At 67.5% G+C, this 22133-nt stretch carries 11 protein-coding genes; 8 read left to right on the top strand and 3 right to left on the bottom strand.

Annotated elements, in window-relative coordinates; translation table 11 throughout:
• Positions 1-46 precede the first annotated feature (46 nt).
• From GKC70_RS19820 to GKC70_RS19805, 4 genes are all read left to right on the top strand, one after another.
• Complete coding sequence (locus GKC70_RS19820; protein ID WP_342649670.1) at positions 47-13765, top strand: autotransporter-associated beta strand repeat-containing protein; 13719 nt, start codon at positions 47-49, stop codon at positions 13763-13765.
• Between the two features lie 179 nt (positions 13766-13944).
• Positions 13945-14508, top strand: coding sequence for a GNAT family N-acetyltransferase (locus GKC70_RS19815; protein ID WP_052191960.1), 564 nt, complete (start codon positions 13945-13947; stop codon positions 14506-14508).
• A 52-nt stretch (positions 14509-14560) separates the two neighbouring features.
• Positions 14561-15100, top strand: coding sequence for a hypothetical protein (locus GKC70_RS19810; protein ID WP_342649669.1), 540 nt, complete (start codon positions 14561-14563; stop codon positions 15098-15100).
• A 44-nt stretch (positions 15101-15144) separates the two neighbouring features.
• Positions 15145-15534 carry a lysozyme inhibitor LprI family protein gene (locus GKC70_RS19805; protein ID WP_342649668.1) on the top strand — a complete coding sequence of 130 codons (390 nt, stop codon included), beginning with the start codon at positions 15145-15147 and terminating at the stop codon, positions 15532-15534.
• Positions 15535-15585: 51 nt separating this feature from the next.
• Here the strand turns inward: GKC70_RS19805 and mnmH are convergent, their stop codons facing one another.
• Together mnmH and selD are read right to left on the bottom strand one after the other, a co-directional pair.
• Entirely contained in the window at positions 15586-16701 is a 1116-nt protein-coding gene (mnmH, locus tag GKC70_RS19800) for a tRNA 2-selenouridine(34) synthase MnmH (protein WP_342649667.1), read from the bottom strand.
• Positions 16701-17735, bottom strand: coding sequence for a selenide, water dikinase SelD (selD, locus tag GKC70_RS19795; protein WP_029613065.1), 1035 nt, complete (start codon positions 17733-17735; stop codon positions 16701-16703). Before selD ends, mnmH begins: the two co-directional genes overlap by 1 nt.
• Before the next feature lie 190 nt (positions 17736-17925).
• On the opposite strand from selD, the gene GKC70_RS19790 reads away from it, so the two are divergent.
• From GKC70_RS19790 to phnE, 4 genes are read left to right on the top strand one after another with little or no spacing between them, the layout of a single operon-like run.
• Positions 17926-18780, top strand: a complete 855-nt coding sequence (locus tag GKC70_RS19790; RefSeq protein WP_342649666.1) for a putative selenate ABC transporter substrate-binding protein — start codon at positions 17926-17928, stop codon at positions 18778-18780.
• Positions 18777-19571, top strand: coding sequence for an ATP-binding cassette domain-containing protein (locus GKC70_RS19785; protein ID WP_342649665.1), 795 nt, complete (start codon positions 18777-18779; stop codon positions 19569-19571). The genes GKC70_RS19790 and GKC70_RS19785 overlap by 4 nt, the downstream gene beginning before the upstream one ends.
• Complete coding sequence (locus GKC70_RS19780; protein WP_342649664.1) at positions 19565-20392, top strand: ABC transporter permease; 828 nt, start codon at positions 19565-19567, stop codon at positions 20390-20392. The genes GKC70_RS19785 and GKC70_RS19780 overlap by 7 nt, the downstream gene beginning before the upstream one ends.
• Complete coding sequence (gene phnE / locus GKC70_RS19775; protein WP_342649663.1) at positions 20389-21156, top strand: phosphonate ABC transporter, permease protein PhnE; 768 nt, start codon at positions 20389-20391, stop codon at positions 21154-21156. The genes GKC70_RS19780 and phnE overlap by 4 nt, the downstream gene beginning before the upstream one ends.
• A 46-nt stretch (positions 21157-21202) precedes the next feature.
• Here phnE and GKC70_RS19770 read toward each other — a convergent pair whose 3' ends face one another.
• Positions 21203-22093, bottom strand: coding sequence for a bestrophin family ion channel (locus GKC70_RS19770; RefSeq protein WP_039575412.1), 891 nt, complete (start codon positions 22091-22093; stop codon positions 21203-21205).
• Positions 22094-22133 lie beyond the last annotated feature (40 nt).

Raw genomic sequence — 22133 nt, 5'->3', positions numbered from 1 at the left:
GCACGCATTCAAGGACTGAATCAGCTGATCCACGAAGGAGCTCTCCGTGGACAGAAGTCTCATCGCCGTTTCGCCCGCTCGTCTCTCGCACCTGTCATTGGCCGTAAGCCTCGCCGTCGGCGGATTGCTGTTCGGTCTGGGCAGCCAGCCGGCACTGGCCGCTTGTAGCCTGAGTGGGGGCGTGGTCACCTGTACCGGCGCGCTCAGTCCACTGGCGCCGGCCTATGCCAGCAGCGCGAACAATCTCACGGTCAACGTTCAGCAGGGCGCCAGCCTGGGTGTTGCGCTTGGCCTGCTCGGCACGGCGTTGAATCTGTCCGGCAGCAACATCACGCTGAACAACGCCGGCACGATTGACCCTTCGCTACTGGGCGCAGTCAGCCTGCTGAGCACCAGCACGCGCATCGGCAATGCCAACCCCAGCACCCTGGTGATCAACAACCTGGCCACCGGCGTGCTAAGAGGCACCGGGGGCGTTCTCGACGTCAACCTGGCCAACCTCAACGGCGCGGCGCTGGAGGTCACCAACGGTGCAGGCGGGAGCACCGTGATCAGCAACGCGGGGATCATCGGCTCTTCGGCACTCAGCGTCAGCGTGCTCAGCGAAGACACGCCCGTGGTCGCCGTCAGCGGCGGCAGCACGGTGAACATGACCAACACCGGCACCATCACCGGTCGCGCGGCGTTCCAGGCTTCCAGCAGCGGTAACACCTTCACCAACGTCGGCACGCTTAACGGCAGCCTGTCGATGGGTGCCGGCTCGACCAACCGTTTCAACGCCATCACCGGCTCCAGCGTCAACAAAGGCGGCGGCGCCGGCCTGCAATTGCTGGTAGTCAGCAATCCGAATCTGTCGTTCGCCGCCACCGGCACGGTCGATGGCGGCGCCGGCGGCAACAACACCCTGGCGTTGCAGAACGCCGTGGGCGGTGGCAGCGGCACGGCGGGTAGTGGCACGGTCGCGGCGGGCACCTACGTCAACTTCAACCGCCTGATCGTCGACAGCGGCACCTGGACCCTCGGTGGGCCGCTGCTGACCGGCAGCAGTTCGACCACGCTCAACGGCGGGCTGGTCAGCGTCGACGACTCCGCGGCCTTCGGTTCCGGCGCGATCACCGCCAACGGCGGGGCACTGCAAAGCGGCGGCGCTGGCGTGAACCTGAGCAACGCGCTGATTCTGGGCAGCAATGGCCTGACGGTTTCCGGCAGCAACCCCCTGGGTCTCAACGGCGTCCTGTCAGGTAGCGGTGCGCTGATCAAGAGCGGTGCCAGCCTGCTGACGCTGAGCGGCAACAACACCTTCAGCGGCGGCATCAATCTGGCCGCTGGAGGCCTCGAACTGGGCAGCGCGGCGAGCCTGGGCGGCGGTGCGCTGAATGTGACCGGCGCGTCCCGATTGCAGGGCAGCGCGCCGCTGGTGCTGGCCAATGCCGTGCAACTCAACGGCGCCGCACTCAACGTGACCGGCGCCAACGCCGTCACCTTGGGTGGCACGGTAAGCGGAACGGGAGCGCTGGTCAAAAGCGGCAGCGCCAGCCTGACCCTCAACGCCAGCAACACTTACACCGGTGGCACCACCCTCGGCGCAGGCACGCTGGTGTTGGGCAACGCAGGTGCCTTGGGCAGTGGTGCGTTGGGCCTGACCGGTAATGCGGCGTTGGATGCCAGCACTGCCATCAGCCTCGGCTCCGCGATCAACCTGGCCGGCAACACCCTGACCCTGCCTGGCAGCAACGCCATGACCCTCACTGGCGCGATCAGTGGAGCCGGGCGCCTGGTCAAGAACGGCGCAGCGACGCTGACCCTCAACGGCAGCAACAGCTTCAGCGGCGGCACCACCGTCAATGGCGGCGCGTTGATTCTGGGCAACGGCAGTGCCTTGGGCAGCGGCGCCCTGAACCTGGGGGCGAGCCTGGTGCTCGACGCCGGTGCGGCGGTGAGCCTGGCCAACGCCATCAACCTCGGCGCCAGCACACTCGCGCTCGCCGGTTCCAGCGCCACCACCTTGGGCGGCGTGATCAGCGGCACGGGCGCGTTGGTGAAAAACGGTGCGGCCAACCTGACCCTCAACGGCAACAACAGCTTCAGCGGCGGCACCAGCGTCAATGGCGGCGCGTTGATTCTGGGCAACAGCACTGCGCTGGGCAGCGGCGCGCTCAACCTCGGCGCCAGCACGCAGCTCGACACCAGCGCTGCACTGAACCTGAGCAATGCGATCAACCTCGGGAGCAACACGCTCGCGCTCGTCGGCAGCAACGCTGTCACCCTCGGTGGCGCCATCGGCGGCAGCGGGGCGCTGGTCAAGAATGGCGCGGCCGGCCTGACGCTCAACGGCAACAACAGCTACAGCGGTGGCACCACGCTCAACGCCGGTGTGCTGACGTTGGGCAACAACAATGCGCTGGGCACGGGGGCGCTGACCCTCGGTGCCAACGCCGGTCTCGTGGCAAGTACGGCGCTCAGCCTGGGCAACGCCATCGACCTGGGCGGCAACACCCTGAGCGTGGCGGGCAGCAACGATCTGCGCCTGGGCGGGACGATCGCCGGCACCGGGGCGTTGATCAAGAATGGCGCCGCCAACCTTACCCTCGGCGGCAGCAACACCTTCAGCGGCGGTCTGACGCTCAACACCGGCACCCTGACCCTGGCCAGCGCCGCCGCCCTGGGCAGCGGCGCGCTCATCGTCGGCGGCGCCGCCACCCTGGCCAACAGCACCGCGCTGAGCGTGAGCAACAACGTCAACCTCGGCGCCAACCTGGCCTTGACCGGCAGCAACGACCTGACCTTGGCCGGCACCCTGAGCGGGGCCGGCGGCCTGGTCAAGAACGGCGCCGGTGCCCTTACCCTCAGTGGCGTCAATGCCCACACCGGCGCCACCACGCTCAACACCGGCACCCTGGTGCTCGGCAGTGCCGCCGCCCTGGGCAGCGGCGCCCTCAACGCCGCCTCCGGCACTACTTTGGATAGCACGGTGGCCGGGCTGAACCTCAGCAATTCGTTGAACCTGGGCGGCAACCTGAACCTGACCGGCCGCAACGACCTGGTCCTGAACGGCCCCCTGAGCGGCGCGGGCGGCTTGACCAAAAATGGTGCCAGCACCCTGACCCTCAACGGTGCCAACACCCAGATCGGCGCCACCAACCTCAATGCCGGGCGCCTCGTGCTTGGCAACGATGCCGCGTTGGGCAGCGGTGTGCTCAATACCGCCGCGGGCACTCACCTGGATACCAGCACGGCGGTCAACCTCGGCAATGCCGTCAACCTCGGCGGAGCCCTGACCGTCGATGGCAGCGCCGACCTCGGCTTTGGCGGCCTGGTCAGTGGCGCCGGCAGGCTGCTCAAGCAGGGCGCCGCGACCTTGACCCTGTCCGGCCCCAACGTTTACCTGGGCGGCACCACCCTCGCAGCGGGTGGCTTGGTGCTGGGCAATGGCGATGCGCTGGGGCTCGGCAATTTGGCCGTCACCGGGGCTGGAAGCCTGGATAACACGGTGGCGCTGTCGGTCGCCAACGCTGTCACCCTCGACGCCGACCTGACCCTGCTCGGCAGCAACGACCTGCGTCTGGACGGTGTGATTGACGGTACCGGTCGCTTGATCAAGAACGGTGTCGGTACCCTCGCGCTCGGCGCATCGAACACCTTCATCGGCGGCACGCTGCTCAATGCCGGAACCTTGCTCCTGGACAGCGCCAGTGCCTTGGGCAGCGGCGCATTGAACGTCGGCGGCACGGCTACGCTGGATACCGCTGCGGCGCTCAACCTGGGCAACGACATCGCGCTGAATGCCGACCTCACCCTCGCTGGCAGCAATGCCCTTGACCTGTCCGGTGTGATCAGCGGGGCAGGGCAGTTGGTCAAGAACGGCGCGACCACGCTCACCGTGAACGGCGCGAACAGCTACGCGGGCGGCACCACGCTCAATGCCGGTGCTCTGGTGGTGGGCAACGGCGCCGCCTTGGGCAGCGGTGCGCTCAACGTTGCCGGTGTGACGCGCCTGGACAACAGCACGGCGCTCACATTGGGCAACACCATAACGCTGAATGCCGACCTGACCCTGGGCGGCAGCAACGACCTTGGCCTGGCAGGCGCCATCAGGGGCAGCGGCGGTCTGGTCAAGAATGGCCCAGCCAACCTCACCCTCAGCGGCAACAACAGCTTCACTGGCGTGATCGATCTGCTCGGCGGCACCCTCACCAGCGCAACGGCGACGGCTCTGGGCAACGCCTCGGCGGTGAACGTCGGTGCCGGCGCCAATCTCGCGCTCGGTGCCAGCACGGCCGTGGGTGGGCTCAACGGAGCGGGAGCAGTCAACCTCGGTGCGGGCAGCGACCTGAGCGTCGGTGGCAATGGCCTGGACAGCCTCTTCAGCGGCACTTTGAGCGGCGGCGGCGGGCTGATCAAGCAAGGCCCCGGCACCCTGCAACTCACCGGCAGCAACGGGCTGACCGGCGCCACCACGGTCAACGCCGGGCTGCTTGAGGTCACCGGCTCGCTGACCAGCGTCTCCGTGCAGGTCAATGCGGGCGCCAGCCTCGGTGGTGGCGGCAGCCTGCCGGGCGCGGTGGATATCGCCGATGGCGCGCACCTGCTGGCCAACAGCGGCAGCACCCTGAGCACCGGCGCGCTGACCCTGCACAGCGGTTCGATCCTCGATTTCGGCCTCGGCGCGCCGGTCAGCGGCAGCAACGCACTGGTCAGCGTCAACGGCAACCTCACCCTAGACGGCACCCTCAACGTCACCGACCTTGGCGGGTTCGGCACCGGTATCTACCGCCTGTTCGACTACACCGGCGCACTGCTCGACAATGGCCTGGCCTTGGGCAGCGTGCCCGGCAGCGTGATGCCGAGCGACCTGCAAGTGCAGACGTCGGTCGGCGCGCAAGTCAACCTGTTGGTCGGCGGCGCGGCCGGTGGCGTGCAGTTCTGGGACGGTCTCGAGACGCTGGCCAACGGTTCCATCGACGGCGGCAGCGGCACCTGGGACGCCAGCACCGGCAACTGGACCAACCTCGCCGGTACGCTCAACAGCGCCTGGGGCGGCGAGTTCGCGGTGTTCCAGGGCGCAGCGGGCGACGTCACCCTGATCGGTACCCAAACGGCCAGCGGCATGCAGTTCCTCACCGATGGCTACCGCCTGATCGGCAGCGGCGGGCTGGAGCTGGTCAACGCCGCCAACGGCGCGTTCGCCGTGCGGGTCGACCCCGGCGTGAATGCCACCCTGGAAGTCGATTTTTCGGGCAGCGGCCGACTGGCCAAGCTCGACCGCGGCACGCTGGTGCTCGGCGGGGTCAACAGCTACACCGGTGGCACCCTGCTGCAAGGCGGCCGGATCGTGCTCGGCAACGACCGCGCGCTCGGTGTCGGCGCGGTCACGACCGCAGGCGGCACGGCGCTGGACAGCCGCACGGCGGTCATCCTTGGCAACGACTTCGCCCTCGGCGGCGCGCTGACCTTGGACGGCAGCGCCGACCTTGGCCTGGTCGGCGTGATCGAGGGCGCCGGCAGCCTGGTCAAGAATGGCGCTGGCACGCTGACCCTCGGCAACGCCAACCGCTACAGCGGCGGCATCACCTTGAATGCCGGTAGCCTCGTCGTGGGCAGCGATCTGGCGCTGGGCAGCGGTAGCCTGACCGTCGGCGGTGCGTCCAGCCTCGTGGCGCCTGGCCAGATCGCGCTGGCCAACGCAGTGACCCTCAACGCCAACCTGACCCTGCCCGGTACGGGCGACCTGCGTCTGGATGGCACGCTCAGTGGCAGCGCTGGGCTGATCAAGAATGGCAGCGGCTCGCTCGTCCTCTCCGGGAGCAACAGCTATCAGGGCGGCACGCGTCTGGACGCGGGCACGCTGCAGGTCGGCAGTGACGCCGCGCTGGGCAGCGGTACGCTCACGGCTGCAGCGGGCACCACCCTGTCGGCAGTTGCCCAAGTTAACCTCGCCAACACCCTCGAACTGCTGGGCGATCTGACCTTGGCCAGCGCGCAGGACCTGGCGCTCAACGGTAGCATCGGCGGCGCAGGCGGCCTGACCAAGACCGGAAGCGGCACCTTGAGCCTGGGCGGCAGCAACACCTATCAAGGCGGCACCATCCTGGCCGGCGGCACCCTGCTGCTGGAGAGCGACACGGCGCTCGGCCTGGGTGCACTGAACACCGCCGACGGCACTCAGCTCGACAGCCGCGTGGCAGTCAACCTCGGCAACGCTGTCAATCTTGCGGGCACGCTGGCGATCCTCGGCAGCAACGACCTCAGTCTCTCCGGGCCGATCACGGGCCTCGGCGGCCTGAGCAAGGCCGGACCGGGCAACCTCACGCTCGCGGGCGCCAACGCCTTCGACGGTGGCGTGGTCCTCGGCGCGGGCAGCCTGACGCTGGGCGACGATGCAGCGTTGGGCAACGGTGCGTTGTCGGTCATCGGCGACGGCACGCTGTCCGGCACCACCGCGCTGCAAATTGCCAATGCCATCGGCCTGGCCGGTGGTGCCAACCTGACCCTCGACGTCGGCCAGGACCTGGCCCTGTCGGGCGCGATCAGCGGTGACGGCACCCTCACCAAGCAGGGCGGCGGGCAACTGCAACTCGCGGGCAATAACCGCTTCACTGGCGGCACGCTGCTGCAAGCCGGCAGCCTGTTGCTGGGCACCGCCAATGCCTTGGGCAGCGGTGCGTTGAGCGTGATCAACGATGCCTTGCTGGACATCACCCAGGCACTGACGGTGAGCAATGCGATCAACCTGACCAGCGGTAACCTGACCCTCGGTGGCGCGCAGGATCTGGTGCTCGACGGCGTGATCGCAGGTGGCGGTGCGCTGGTCAAGAATGGCGGCGCCAGCCTGACCCTCGCAGGCGCCAACACCTTCGCTGGTGCCACCCAACTCAACGGCGGCACGCTGATCGTCGGCAACGACAGTGCCCTGGGCAGCGGATCGCTGATCGCGGCCGACGGCACCGCGCTCGATGCCAACACCGACACTCGTCTGGCCAACAACCTGACAGTGGGTGGCGTACTCACCCTGCCAGGCTCTGCCGACTTCACCTTGAACGGTGTGATCGACGGTCCCGGCGGCCTGAACAAGTCCGGGCCCAGCACCCTGATCCTCAACGGCGCCAATACTTATCTGGGGGGCACCACGCTGGGCGCCGGCCAGTTGGTGGTCGGCGACGACAGTGCCTTGGGCCTGGGCGGTCTCACCGTCGCCGGGGCTTCGACCTTGAGCAGTGGCAGCGCCGCCACTACATTGGCCAACGATGTGGCACTCGATGCCGACCTGAGCGTCGTGGGCAGCAACGACCTGACCTTGAATGGCGTGGTAAACGGCGCCGGCGCCCTGGTCAAGCAAGGCGACGGCAACCTGACCCTCTCCGCCAGCAATGGCTACCAAGGCGGCACTCAGCTCGAAGCCGGGCGCCTGACCCTCGGCAATGGTGGTGCGCTGGGCAGTGGGCCTCTGACCGTGACCGGTGATGCCACGCTCGGCAGTGCCGCGCCGCTGACACTAGGCAGTCTTGTCGCCCTGAGCAATGGCGCCACGCTCACGCTCGATGCCGACAACGCGCTGGTCCTCACGGGCGACTTGAGCGGCACCGGCAACCTGATCAAGACCGGCGCCGATGACGTGACCCTGGTGGGCGGCAAGACGTTCACCGGCAACGTCGCCGTGCAGGCCGGTTCGCTCACCACACAGGGCAACGGCGTGTTGGCCAATGTCGGCACTCTGGACCTCGCTGCCGGTGGGCAGTTGAACCTCAATGGCGACGCCAGCCTCGGCGCGCTGAGTGGCAGCGGTCAGGCCAACCTCGGCAGCGGCGCCACCCTGAGCCTTGGCAGCAATGATCTCGACACGGCGTTCGCCGGGGCGCTGAACGGGCTCGGCAGCCTGGCCAAGGTCGGTAATGGGCGGCTGATCCTGAGCGGCGTCAGCGCCTTGGGCGGCAACACCCAGGTCAATGGCGGCACCTTGCAGGTCGATGGCACGCTTTCCAGCGCCGGGCTGAACGTTGTCAGCGGCGCCAGCTTGAGCGGCAGCGGTACGGTTGCGGCGCCGGTCGGCATCGGTGCGGGCGGGCGCTTGATCGGCAACAGCGGCAGCACCCTGCGCCTTGGCTCACTGGTGCTGGACAACGCGGCCAACGTCGATGTCGGGCTGGCCCCGCCGAGCATCAACAGCGCGGCGCTGTTCGCCGTGGGCGGTGACCTGACCTTGGGCGGTACGCTGAACATCAGCGACATCGGCGGCTTCGGCAACGGTGTGTACCGGCTGTTCGACTACGGCGGCGTGCTCACCGACAACGGCCTGGCCTTCGGCAACCTGCCGCTGGGCGTGGCGCTGGGTAACCTGGCGCTACAGACCGCGCTGGTCAATCAGGTCAACCTGCTGGTCAGCGGCAGCGGCTTGAACATCCTGTTCTGGAACGGCAGCCAGACCCAAGCCAGCGGCCAAATCGAAGGCGGGGCCGGGGTGTGGAACGCGAGCACGACCAACTGGACCGACTTCGACGGCACCGTCAACAGCACCTGGGGCGACACCTTCGCGGTGTTCCAGGGCACGCCGGGCGATGTCAGTGTCGAAGGCAACCAGCGCGTCACCGGCCTGCAGTTCGCCGCCGACGGTTACCGCGTGATCGACGGCAGCGCCGGTCAGTTGGAGCTGATCGACGGCGAACGCGGTGACACGCCGGTGCGGGTGGATCGCGGCGTGACGGCGACGCTCGACCTGCCGCTGGTGGGCAGCGGCAGGCTGACCAAACTCGACAGCGGCACCCTGGTGCTCGGTGGCAGCAACCGCTACAGCGGCGGCACCCAGCTCGGTGGCGGCACGCTGGTGCTGGGCAGCGACTCGGCATTGGGCAGCGGTGCGCTGGATACCGTCGCCGGTACCACGCTGGATGCCAATCAAGCGGTGAGCATCGGCAACGCAATCAACCTGACCGGGCCACTCACCGTGGCCGGCAGCAATGACCTGACCCTGAGCGGCACCGTCGCCGGGGCCGGCAGCCTGGTCAAGGCGGGCGATGCGGCGCTGGCGCTCTCCGGCGACAACCGCTATGCCGGTGGCACCTCGCTGCAGGGCGGCACCTTGGTGGTGGGCGCCGACACTGCGCTGGGCAGCGGCGTGCTGAGCGCGGCTGACGGCACGAGCCTGGACAGCAGCCAGGCGGTCACGCTGGCCAACGCCGTCAACCTGGCCGGCGACCTCACGGTGCTCGGCGGCAACGAGCTGGCCCTGGGCGGTCCGGTCAGCGGCGCGGGGCGTCTGTTCAAGGCCGGCTTCGCGCGCTTCAGCCTGCTGGGCGCCAACCGCTTCAGCGGCGGCACCGAACTGCGCGGCGGCACCCTGGTGGTGGGTAACGATGCCGCCCTCGGTACCGGCTCACTGGACGTCACCGGTGCGGCCAGCCTGGACAGCAGCCAAGCGGTCAGACTGGCCAATCCGGTCAACGTCAGCGGTACGCTCGACGTCGAAGGCAACAACGATCTGCAACTGGCCGGCGTGCTCAGCGGCAACGGTGTGCTGAACAAGAACGGCGCCGCCGACCTGACCCTGTCGGGCAACAACACCTTCAGCGGTATCCTCAACATCCTCTCCGGCAGCCTCAGCACTCTGGGCACCACTGCCCTCGGCACCCAGAGCGCGCTCAATGTCAGCAGCGGCGCCCGGCTCAACCTCGACGGCAGCACTACCCTGGGCGACATCGGCGGCACCGGGGCGATCCAGATCGCCCAGGGCAACAGCCTGAACGTGCAGGGCGGTGTATTCGATGGCCAGATCAGCGGCACCGGCACCCTGAACAAACTGAGCGTGCGTCGCCTGGCACTCACCCGCGTCAACACCCATGTGGGCGATACCCATGTGCAAGCCGGCGAACTGCAAGTGGACGGCTCGCTGGACAGCGGCAACGTGACCGTGGCCAGCGGCGCGACCCTGTCGGGCAGCGGCAACCTCGGTGGCGCAGTGTCGGTGAGCAATGGAGCGACGCTGGCCACCGTGACCGGCTCGACCTTGCAAGTGGGTAGCCTGAACCTGGAGCCTGATGCGGTGGTGACGGCGCAGCTCGGGGCACCGGACCCTGACGGTCAGCCGCTGGTCCAGGTGGCCAACGACCTCACCCTGCATGGCACGCTGAACGTGGTCGATATTGGCGGCTTCGGCGCCGGCGTGCACCGCCTGTTCCTGTACGGCGGCGCCTTCACCGACAACGGCATCAGCGTCGGCAGCACGCCGCTGCCCGATGTCGAAGTAGCGCTGCAAGCGACCGTGCCCAACCAGGTCAACCTGGTGGTGGGTGGGGCCAGCAACGTGCTGTTCTGGGATGGCAGCGACACCAGCGGCAATGGCCAGATCGACGGCGGCAACGGCACCTGGGACGCCGCCAGCCGCAACTGGACCGATGCCAACGGCGCGGTCAACAGCGCCTGGAACAGCACTTTCGCCGTGTTCCAAGGCCCGGCGGGCACCGTCACCCTCGATGGCAGCCAGGCGATCACCGGCCTGCAGTTCATGACCGACGGCTATTCGCTGCAGAGCGCGGGCACGGGTGAACTGCTGACCAGCGGCACCACCAACGTGCGCGTCGACAGCGGCGCCACCGCCACGGTCGGCGTGCCGATCAACGGCACCGGTTTTCTGGCCAAGCAGGATGGCGGCACGCTGGTGCTCAATACGGCCAACGGCTACAGCGGCGGCACCGCGCTCAATCGCGGCGCTTTGGTGGTGGGCAATGACGGCGCCCTGGGCAGCGGCCTGCTCACCGCCGCAGCGGGCACCCTGCTGGACAGCAACACGGCGGTCAGCCTGGCCAATGCCGTGCTGCTCGAAGGCGCCTTGACACTCGGTGGCAGCGCGGCGCTGACCTTGGCGGGTAGCGTCAGCGGCGAGGGCGGCCTGATCAAGAACGGCGCTGCGCCACTCACTCTCACCGGCAGCAACCTCTACAGCGGCGGCACCCAGATCAACGGCGGCAGCCTGATCGGCAACAGCAACAGCCTGCAAGGCGCCATCCTCAACAATGCCGCGTTGACCTTCGAGCAGGCAGCCGACGGTCGCTACACCGGCAATCTCACTGGCAGCGGCACCTTGAGCAAGAACGGCAGCGGCGAGCTGCTGCTCACCGGCAACAATGGCCTGACCGGCACTACTTCGGTGAATGCCGGCAGCCTGCGTGTCGACGGTCGCCTGGACAGCGCCAGGGTGCAGGTCGCCCGCGGCGCGCGGCTGGGCGGCAGCGGCGTCTACGCCGGGCAGGTGCTGCTCGCCGACGGCGCCAGCCTGGTGGCCGGACAGAGCAGCACGCCGCTGACCTTGGGCGGTCTCGAACTGGCGTCCGGCAGCACCCTGGACTTCGCCTTGGGCGCCCCGGATGCGGCCAGCACGGTGGTCAAGGTCGAAGGCAACCTGGTGCTCGACGGCACCTTGAATGTCACCGATGTCGGTGGATTCTCAACCGGCGTCTATCGGCTGTTCAGCTACGACGGGGCGCTGACCGACAATGGCCTGGCCCTCGGCGCCGTGCCGGGCAGCGTGGCCCTGGGCGATCTGGCGTTGCAGACCGCCATCGCCCGGCAGATCAACCTGGTGGTGCAGCGTGCGGGCGATCCGGTGCAGTTCTGGAACGGCAACCAGACCAACCCCGACGGCAGCATCGGCGGTGGCAGTGGCACCTGGGGGCCGAACAGCAACTGGACCAATGCCAACGGCACCGCAGGTGAAACCTGGAGCGATGCCTACGCCGTGTTCGGTGGTCAGCCCGGCACCGTCACCGTGGTCGGCAACCCGTCGTTCAGCGGCCTGCAATTCCTCAGCGATGGCTACCAACTGGTGCCGGGTGCCGAGGGCAGCCTGACGCCGGTCAATGGCGCCGACGGCAGCCTGGCGCCAGTGCGCGTCGATGCCGGTGCCAGCGCCGAGATCAGTGTGCCACTGGTGGGCCGCGGCGGTATCGAGAAGCTCGATGCCGGCACCTTGGTGCTCAGTGGCGCCAACCGCTACACCGGCGGCACCCTGGTCAGTGGCGGCACGCTGGTAGGCAACACCAGCAGCCTGCAGGGCACGCTGACCAACAACGCCAACCTGGTGTTCGCGCAAGCCAACGACGGCACCTTCAACGGCGTGTTGCGCGGCACCGGCACCACCATCAAGCGTGGCTTCGGTCGTCTGTTGCTGCTGGGCAATCATCCCTTCAGCGGGCTGTTCAACGTCGATCAGGGCACGCTGCAAGTGGGCGATGCCGCCAACCCGCGCAGTCTACTGGCCGCGCGTGTGAACGTGGCCAACGGTGCCGGCCTGACCGGCAATGGCACGCTAGGCAGCCTGATCAACCACGGCACGGTACTGCCGGGGCCGGCGGGCAATCTGAATGTCAGCGGCGACTTCACCAATGCCAGCGATGGCAACCTGGTCATCGACCTGGGGACTGCACCGGTGAACTACCTCAACGTGGGCGGCACCGCCAACTTGGGTGGCAGCCTCACCGTGGCCAATTTGTCCGGTGGCAATGGTCGTTACACGCTGCTGTCTGCCGACGGCGGTATCAATGGCGTGTTCGCCAGCAACAACCTGATGAACTCGGCGTTCCTCACCAGTGCGCTGGACTACGGCGCCAACCAGGTGACCCTGTCGGTGAGCCGCAACGACACCTCGCTCGCCGAGGTTGCGGTGTCCGGCAACCAGCGCGGCGTGGCCACTGCGCTGGAGAGCGCTGGGGTGCCGAACGTGCTGCGCGATGAAATCCTGCCGCTGGACCGGCCTTCGGCACAGGCGGCGTTCGACAGCCTGTCCGGCGAGATCCACGCCAGCACCGCCACGGTGTTGATCGAGGACACCCGCCACGTGCGCGAGGCGCTCAACGACCGGATGCGCCAGGCCGATTGCAGCCGTGCCGAGGATCCACGTCGCACCCTGGCCCCGACCGCCAATCAGCAATTGACCAGCGAAGGTTGCCAGGGTCAGCCGGTTGGCTGGATTCGCGCCATTGTCGCCTGGGGCGACTACGACGGTAGCGCCAACCATGCCAGCGTCGACCGCGACCTGTCCGGTTTCATGCTCGGTGTCGATCGCGCCCTGGACGATCAGTGGAAGGTGGGCATCGCGGCGGGCTACACCCGCAGCAGCATCGATGCACAGCGCCGCCGTTCGGACGCCAGCGTCGACAGCTATCACCTGGCGACCTACCTGGGTTACCAGATGGACGCCTTCGCTGCGCGCCTGGGGGCCAGCTACACCTGGCATGAAATCGATACCAAGCGCGATGTGCAGGCGGGCGCTTACGACGATCGCCTGAAGGCGAAGTACAAGGCGCGCACCGCGCAGGTGTTCGGCGAGGTGGGCTACGCCCTGGACGCGGGCGGTGTCGCGGTAGAGCCATTCGCCGGACTGGCCTATGTCAACCACGACAGCGACAGTGCGCGGGAGAAGGGCGGGGCGGGGCGTTTGAAAGCCAAGGTGGATCAGGACGTGACCTTCTCCACGGTGGGTGTGCGCGTCGGCAAGCGCATCACGTTGGACAACGGCAGTGAGATCACCCCACGGCTTTCGGTCGGCTGGCGACATGCCTTCGGTGATACCCAGCCCGAGGCTAAGTCGCGCTTCATCGGCGGGGGTGCGAGTTTCGGCAGTGAAGGCGTGGTGATCGCGCGCAACGCGGCGGTGGTGGAGGCTGGCCTTGACGTGGCTGTGGGCGAGAGCGGCAAGTTGGGCGTGGGGTATTCGGGGCAATTGTCCAATCAGGGCCGCGACCACGGTGTGGTGGTGAGTTTCAGCATGGGCTTCTGAACGGGGTGTCGTTGCGCCTGGCAGAGCTAGGGCAGTGGTGGTGTTGGTGTGTGGAAGCGGTCGTGCAAGACTCCGGGACCCGGTCAACGAGGAGGCCGCGCCCACGGTTACATCGACTTACTTTCATCACGCCACTGACGCTAGACTGTCATCTTCCCAGCTTTGGACAGGAGTTCGGCGTGATCCACCTCCGCAGTTTCCCCAGTGACCTGTGCCTGGACAGTCCGCGCTTGCAGTTGCGGCCCATGCGCCACGCCGATGCGGCGCGCTGGTTGACGATCATGGCCGACCCCGAGGTGATGCGTTACTGGTATCACGCGCCCTGGACCGAACTGGCCGAGGCCGAAAGCGCCCTGGCCGCCGACCGCGAAGCCTATGCGGCGGGCACGCTGCTCAAGCTGGGCATGTACCGGCGCGACAACGGCGAGCTGATCGGCATGGTGCAGATGTTCAACATCGATCACGATTCGCGCCGGGGCGAGATCGGCTACTGCCTGGCCCGCGCCGTGCAGGGCCGGGGCTACATGGACGAGGCGCTGACCTGCTTCATCGACTACCTGGCCCACACCCTGCACATGCGCCGTCTGGAAGCGGAGATCGACCCGCGCAACCAAGGCTCGGCGCGCACCCTGGAGCGTCAGGGCTTCGTGCTGGAAGGCACCTTGCGTGCGCGTTGGTGCGTGGCTGGAGAGCTGTCCGACTCGGGCCTCTACGGCCTGCTGCTGGAACCGCCTGTCGCCTGAGGCGTGGGTGCGGTAAGGTCGGCGTTCGCTTTCAAGCCCGTGGAGTGTCCGGTTGCCCGCTTATTACCTCAGTCTCAGCCTGTTGCTGTACCTCTCCAGTCTGTTCTTCGACGGCGCGCTGATGGATGTCGGGCGCCAGATGCCGGCCTTGCAGATGCTGCTCTACGGCCCCTGGGGCGTGGCCTTCGGTGTGTACGCCTGGTTCGCCAACCCGTTGCTGGCGCTGGCGGTGCTCGCCCATCGGCGCTTTCGGCGTTTGGCGTTGCTGGTCGGCGCTGCGGCGCTGTACCTGGCAATCGGCAGCTTGACCATCGAGCGTCTGCCGGACAACCGCAGCTACGCTTTCCACGACATCACCGGTTTCGGCCTCGGGTTCTACCTGTGGCTGGGGTCGATGCTGGTGTTCTGCGCCGGCCAGCTTTGGTGGTGCTTCAAGGCCCGCCGCGCCGATGAGGTGCCGGGCTGGAACTGGCTGGACGTGGTGGTGATTGCGGCCCTGGCGCTTACGCTGTATGTCGCCACACAACTGCCGTCGCTGCGCTTCGAGGTGGATCAGGTGCTGATGCCGCCGGAGCCTGCGCAAAGTCTCTGACACTGCTAGGCTCAGCATCCTCTTCACGCAACGGACCCGCTTCGATGACTCGCTATGCTTTTGCCACGCTGTATGCCGCGCTGGCTTTCGCCACATCGGCCCAGGCCGACGACAATTCCCCGAGCTATGTCCAGTGCATGGACAAGGCCGCCAGCACCTTGGCGATGACTGTCTGCGTCGCCGACGAAACCCGCGTGCAGGACCAACGCCTGAACACCGCCTACAAGCAGTTGATCCGCAAGCTGGAGATCGCTCAGGTCAAGCGCCTGCGTGAGGTGCAGCGCGACTGGATCGCCTTTCGCGACAAGAACTGCGGCTTCCACGCGCAACTGAGCGGCGGCAGCATGGCCAGCGTCGAGCAAGGCATCTGCGTGATGGACATGACCCAGGAGCGTGCGGCGGAGCTGGAGCGTCTGCTCAAGCCGGAGCAGTAATGCTTCGAGGCGTGGCGCCGGGACGTCTGCGGTCGCGGCGCCGAGACGCTGTCAGCGTGCCGGTGGCCGCTCGCGCTGCGCCCGTGCCTTGAGATACTCGCGCACCTCCACGCCATCGCCCGCGAACTCGATGCGGTGCGCCTTGGCCTCGCGCTGATAGGCGTACATCGGGTCGTAATACTCCTTTAGCAAGCCTTCGATCCAGCCCCGGTGCAGGTCCACCTCACCGCTGCGCAACTGTTCGTCCAAGGCCTGGTCCAGCAGCGCCTGCAGGCGCTGGAGACGTTCGCCGCCCAGGCGCTTGCGAATGTTGCCCAGGCTGTGGCGCAGACGTTCAGCGAACAACTGGCGACCCTCATCCTCGCCGTGCAAGGCGACGAACTCGGCGCACAGGTTGATCACGTAATCGCGCAGGATCCGCTCGACACGCTGGGCGAAGCTATCCTCCAGCCACACCAGCGGATAGCGCTGCATGCCCTGGTAGAGCGGCAGCGGCACCGCGCAACTGCCGACGATGCGCCCCTCGTCTTCGAGCACGAATTGCTGCACGCCACGCGCCCGTTTCTTCAGCACGTCGATCGCCAACTGGTTTTCGAAGTCGATCTGCGCTGGCTGCGCGGTGGCGCGTTTGCCGAAGCTGGAGCCGCGATGGTTGGCGTGGCCTTCCAGGTCCAGCGCGTTATCCAGTTGCAGCAGGACGTCGGTCTTGCCTGTGCCGGTGAGCCCGCCCATGAGCACGAAGTCGCACTGCGCCACCGCCTGTGCCGTGGTATCCAGCAGATAGTTGCGCAGGGCCTTGTAGCCGCCGCTGATGCGCGGGTAGTCGATACCGGCCTCTCTCAGCCAGCCTTGGACGATCTGCGAGCGCAGGCCGCCGCGAAAGCAGTACAGGTAGCCCTGCGGGTTGGCGCTGGCAAAGGCCGCCCAGGCCTCCAGGCGCGCCTGCTTGACTGCGCCATTGACCAATTGATGGCCCAGGGCGATGGCCGCGCCCTGGCCCTGCTGCTTGAAGCAGGTGCCGACCTTGTGCCGCTCCGCGTCGTTCATCAGCGGCAGGTTGACCACGCCGGGGAAGGCGCCTTTGGCAAACTCGATGGGCGCACGCATGTCCATCATCGGCACGTCATCGAGGAACAGCGGGTGGAAGTCGGTGCAGTCGGGGCGCATCAGATCACCTCGACTGCGTAGGTCTGTCGCTCGACCAGGGTGCCGATCGGCGCCAGGTCCAGGCCCAGTTCGGCGGCCACCGCGAGGAACTGCGCCTGGCCCTCGGGGCTGACGGCTACCAGCAGGCCGCCGCTGGTCTGCGGGTCGCACAGCAGGTGTTTCTGTTCATCGGTCAAGGCGGCGATCTTGTGACCGTAGCTCTCGTGGTTGCGCAGCGTGCCGCCGGGAATGCAGCCCTCGGCCAGGTAGTGCTCGACACCCGGCAGGCGCGGCACGGCGTCGAATTGCAGACGCGCGGTGAGGCCGCTGCCTTCGGCCACTTCGACCAGGTGACCAAGCAGGCCGAAGCCGGTGACGTCGGTCATGGCTTTGACCCCGTCGAGCTTGCCGAAGCGGCTGCCGGGGGTGTTCAAGGTGCACATCCAGTCGCGCGCCAGGCCCTGGTCCTGGACACGCAGCTTGGCCTTTTTCTCGGCGGTGGTGAGGATGCCGATGCCCAGCGGCTTGGTGAGGTACAGCGTGCAGCCTGCGGTGGCGGTGTCGTTGCGCTTGAGCTGGCGCTTGCCGACCACACCGGTCACCGCCAGGCCGAAGATCGGCTCGGGCGCGTCGATCGAGTGCCCGCCGGCCAGCGGAATACCGGCCTCGGCGCACACCGCGCGACCACCCCGGATCACTTCGCGGGCGACCTCAGGCGGCAGCACGTTGATCGGCCAACCGAGAATGGCGATCGCCATCAGCGGATCGCCGCCCATGGCGTAGATGTCGCTGATGGCGTTGGTGGCCGCGATGCGGCCGAAATCGTAGGGGTCGTCGACGATGGGCATGAAGAAGTCGGTGGTCGAGACCACGCCACGCTCGTCGTCCAGCGCATACACGGCGGCGTCGTCACGCGAAGCGTTGCCGACCCACAGCTTGGGGTCCAGCGCCTGGCTGCCGCTGTCGGCCAGAATGACGTCGAGCACCTTGGGAGAGATCTTGCAGCCACAACCTGCGCCGTGGCTGTACTGGGTCAGGCGAATCGGCTCGCTCATGGGCACCTCGCAATCGAATGAATGCGCGAGTGTAGCAATAGAGCAGCTTCGAGCTTCAAGCTTCGAGCGGCAAGATGAAGCAGTCGTGCGTGCTTGCGGCTAGAATGCCCACCTACACCCAACCGCGATCCGCGTTCATTTGCAGCTTGCAGCTCACCGCTCGCAGCTGTCTCCAAAGGAGACCCCTCCCGTGCTGAAACGTCCCCTGGCGCTGGCCGCCGGTTTCGTCCTGTCTTGTTGTGCCGTGGTGGCTCAGGCTGCCGAGACCTTGCGCGTCAGCGCCATTCCCGATGAAGCGCCGACCGAGTTGCTGCGCAAGTTCAAGCCGCTGGGCGAGTACCTTGAGCAGCAACTGGGCATGAAGGTGCAGTTCGTGCCGGTGGCCGATTATCCGGCGGTGGTCGAGTCGCTGGCCAGCGACCGCCTCGACCTGGCCTGGCTGGGCGGCTTCACCTTCGTTCAGGTGCACCTGAAAGATCCCACCGCTACGCCGCTGGTACAGCGCGAGCAGGATGCCCAGTTCACCAGCAAGTTCATCACCGCCAACCCCGAGGTCAAGAGCCTGGCCGATCTGAAGGGCAAGACCTTCGCCTTCGGCTCGATCTCTTCGACGTCCGGCAGCTTGATGCCACGCTACTTCATGCTCAAGCAGGACAACATCAAGCCGGAAAGCTACTTCAGCCGGGTCGCCTACTCCGGTGCCCACGACGCCACCGTCGCCTGGGTGCAGGCCGGCAAGGTCGATGCCGGCGTGCTCAACGCCAGCGTCTGGCAGAAGCTGGTCGATGCCGGCAAGGTCGATACCACCAAGGTGCGCGTCTTTGCGACCACGCCGACCTACTACGACTACAACTGGACGGTGCGCGGCAGCATGGACCCGGCGCTCAAGGAGAAGATCAAGCAAGCCTTCCTCGCCCTGGATCCCGCCAAGCCTGAGCAGAAGGCGATCCTCGATCTGCAGGCGGCCAGCCGCTTCATCGAAACCCAGCCGGAGAACTACGTCGGCACCGAGCAGGCTGCCCGTGAGGCCGGCTTGCTCAAGTGAGTATCGAACTGCAGGGCGCGGGGCTGCGCCACGGCCAGGTTCGCGCCCTGGACCACGTCAACCTGCGTATCGACGCCGGCGAGCGGGTGGCGGTGATCGGCCCGTCCGGCGCGGGCAAGTCCAGCTTGCTGCACCTGTTGGCCACCGCCGTGCAGCCGAGCAGCGGGCGCCTGCACCTGCTCGGCGAACAGCCCTGGGCACTGTCGGCCCGCGCTCGCCAGCGTTTGCGCACGCGGGTTGCGCTGGTGCACCAGGCGCCGCCCTTGCCGCCGCGCCAACGGGTGGTCACCGCCGTGCTGGCCGGACGTTTGGGGCAGTGGGGCACCCTGCGCGGGTTGCTCAACCTGCTGCACCCCACCGATGTACCCGGCGCCCGCCAAGTGCTGGCCGAGCTGGGGCTGGCCGACAAGGTGTTCGTCCAGTGCGGGCAGTTGTCCGGTGGTCAGTTGCAGCGCGTCGGCATCGCCCGCGCGTTGTACCAACAGGCTGAGGTGCTGCTGGCCGACGAGCCGGTCTCGGCGATGGACCCGGTACTGGCCGAGCATAGTTTGGGCCTGCTCAACCGCCATGCACGCGAGCGGGGCGTGACCCTGGTCGCCAGCCTGCACGCGGTGGACCTGGCGCTGGCGCATTTCCCGCGCATCATCGGCATTCGTGACGGCCAGGTGGCGTTCGATTGTGCGGCAGCGGCGGTCGCGCAGAGCATGCTCGACGAGCTCTATGCCAACGAGCACCTGCCGGCGCCAGTGACCGTAGCGCCGACCCTGACGGTGCAGATGCCACGATGCTGAAGGCCGATGCCCGCGATCCGGCGGCCTGGCCGCGTCTGCTGCTGGCCGTGGTGTGCCTGGCGGTGCTGTGGCCGGGCGTGCGACTGAGCGAGCTGAACCCCGGGGTGCTGCTGCAGGCCGAGAACCGGCAGCAGATGGCCAGCTTTCTCGGCGCGTTCTGGCCACCGGCCCATGATCGCGATTTCCTCGCCTTGCTGCTGGAGGCGACGGTGCAGACGCTGGCCGTGGCCACGGCCGGGATGGCCCTGGCGTTGCTGTTGGCCGTGCCCGCCAGCCTGCTCGCCAGTCGCGCGCTGTCGTTGCGTGCCGCATCGCGCGGTGGCCGGCCGGGGCCATGGTCGCAACTGGCGCGCTTACCGGTGCGCGGGCTGTTGGTGTTCCTGCGCAGCGTGCCGGAAATCGTCTGGGCGCTGCTGTTTGTCAGGGCGGTCGGGTTGGGACCGACGGCGGGGGTGCTGGCCATCGCCATCACCTACAGCGGCATGCTCGGCAAGGTCTATGCCGAGATCTTCGAGTCGGTCGACCAGCGTCCGGCGCATGCCCTGATGCAGGGTGGCAGCGGGCGATTGGCGGCCTTCGCCTACGGCATCCTGCCGCTGGCGGCGGCCGAGGTGGTGTCCTACAGCGTCTACCGTTGGGAGTGTGCGGTGCGCGCGTCGGTGGTGATGGGCTTCGTCGGCGCTGGCGGGCTCGGTCAGCAGATCGACCTGTCGATGCGCATGTTCGCCGGCGCCGAGGTGGCGAGCATGCTGCTGGCGTTCCTGCTGTTGGTGACCCTGGCTGATGGCCTGAGCCGCCTGCTGCGCGGGAGGCTGGCGTGAAGCGGGTGATCAATTGGCTGGTGCTGCTGGCACTGCTGGCCGCCGTGGTGGCGTCGTTCGCCTACCTGCAACTGGACCTGGCCTCGGTGCTGGGCAACGGCGGCTCGGCGCAGATGGCTGACTATGCGGCGCGCTTCCTCAGCCCTGACCTCTCGACCGAGCACTTGCGCGCGGTGGGCCATGGCGCACTGGAAACCCTGGCCATGTCCGGCCTGGGTACGTTGCTGGCGATGCTCTTGGGGTTGCTGCTGGCGTTGCCGGCGGCGGGGCGCTTCGGCTGGCCGCTGCAAGGCGCAGCGCGGCTGCTGCTCAATGCGCTGCGGGCAATTCCGGAACTGGTCTGGGCGGCCTTGACGGTGCTGGCGGCCGGGCTTGGCCCGAACGCCGGCACCCTGGCCCTGGCGTTGCACACGGCCGGGGTGCTGGGCCGGTTGTTCGCCGAGGCGCTGGAAAACGCACCGCCCGAGCCTGCGCAGGCCATCCGCCTGCAGGGCGGTGGGCAGGTGGCGGCGTTCTGCTTCGGCACCTTGCCCAACCTGTGGCCGCAGTGGCTCGCCTACAGCCTGTACCGCTGGGAAAACAACATCCGCATGGCCAGCGTGCTCGGTTTCGTCGGCGCGGGCGGGCTGGGGCAGATGCTCTACACCACCCTCAGCCTGTTCCAGGAGGCGCAGGCCAGCACCGTGATCATCGGCATGCTGGTGCTGGTGTTGCTGGTGGATGCCTTGAGCGACATGCTGCGCCAGCGCTACGTACGCGCCTGATCCTGCCGGTCTTCAGCCGCAAACTGGCGCGAGCCGTAGACGCTCGTCACGGCGCCCACTCGCCGCACTGCGCTTCGCGCTGCATCGACTCCAGGTTGCGCTCGATGGTCTCGCAGATGGTGTCCATGGTGATCTGGTGCTCGCTGCGGCGGAACGGGCTCTGCAGGTCGGTGCCGATGCGTTCGATCGCCAGCAGCATGAAGCCGACCACGGTCGAGGCCAGCGGCGTGAACCATTCCAGCGATTCCACCAGACCGATCGGCACGATCACGCAGAACAGCGTGATGAACAGCCGTGGGAAGTACACGTAGGGGTAGGGCAGCGGGGTATTGGCGATCCGCTCCATGCCACCTTGGGCATTGGACAGGTCCACCAGGGTCGACTCCAGCCGTGCCAGGCGAATGCTGTCCAGCCGCCCAGCCTTGTACTCGCGAGAGAGCAAGGCGGCGGAGCCTGCGAGGATGTCGTTGGCGAAATTGTTCGAGCCATTGCGTCGCTCGAATTCGTGCTGCGGGATGAACGCCATCAGTTCGGCCGGGCACGGCTCGCCCTTGAGGTGCGCGGCCAGGCAGTTCACATAGGCCACGTGACGGCGCAGCAGCGTGGCTTTCACCGGATTGAGCCCGTCGTCGGTGTCGTCCACCAGCGTCAGCACCTGCCGCGCGAAGCTGCGCGAACTGTTGACCATCGCCCCCCACAGCGTTCGCGCTTCCCACCAGCGGTTGTAGGCGCTGCTGTTGCGAAAACTCACCAGCACCACCAGTGCCGAGCCGAGCAGGGTCAGCGGGATCAGCGGCAGGCTGAACTTGCTGTCGAGGAACAGCATGAAGTCCAGGGTCACCAGGATGTCCCAGAGCAGCAGCCACAGCAGCGACCAGCCAATGTAGTTGAAGGTCTTGAACACCAGGCGGTATTTGCGCACGAGGTAGTTTTTCACGCAGGGATCTCTTCATGGAGCGGATGAAGGATCGGACGTC

Source organism: Pseudomonas sp. REB1044 (genome assembly GCF_038813925.1).
Lineage (GTDB): Bacteria > Pseudomonadota > Gammaproteobacteria > Pseudomonadales > Pseudomonadaceae > Aquipseudomonas > Aquipseudomonas boreofloridensis.
Note: the sequence above shows the minus strand (reverse complement) of the source record. Positions and strands in the feature narration are given on the sequence as shown.

Bases quoted from the DNA above. Each gene is read 5' to 3' on its own strand.
- mnmH (WP_342649667.1), bottom strand. From the start codon at position 16,701: ATGCGCCCCGACTGCACCGACTTCCACCCGCTGTTCCTCGATGACGTG.
- GKC70_RS19780 (WP_342649664.1), top strand. From the start codon at position 19,565: ATGCTGAAGGCCGATGCCCGCGATCCGGCGGCCTGGCCGCGTCTGCTG.
- selD (WP_029613065.1), bottom strand. From the start codon at position 17,735: ATGAGCGAGCCGATTCGCCTGACCCAGTACAGCCACGGCGCAGGTTGT.
- GKC70_RS19805 (WP_342649668.1), top strand. From the start codon at position 15,145: ATGACTCGCTATGCTTTTGCCACGCTGTATGCCGCGCTGGCTTTCGCC.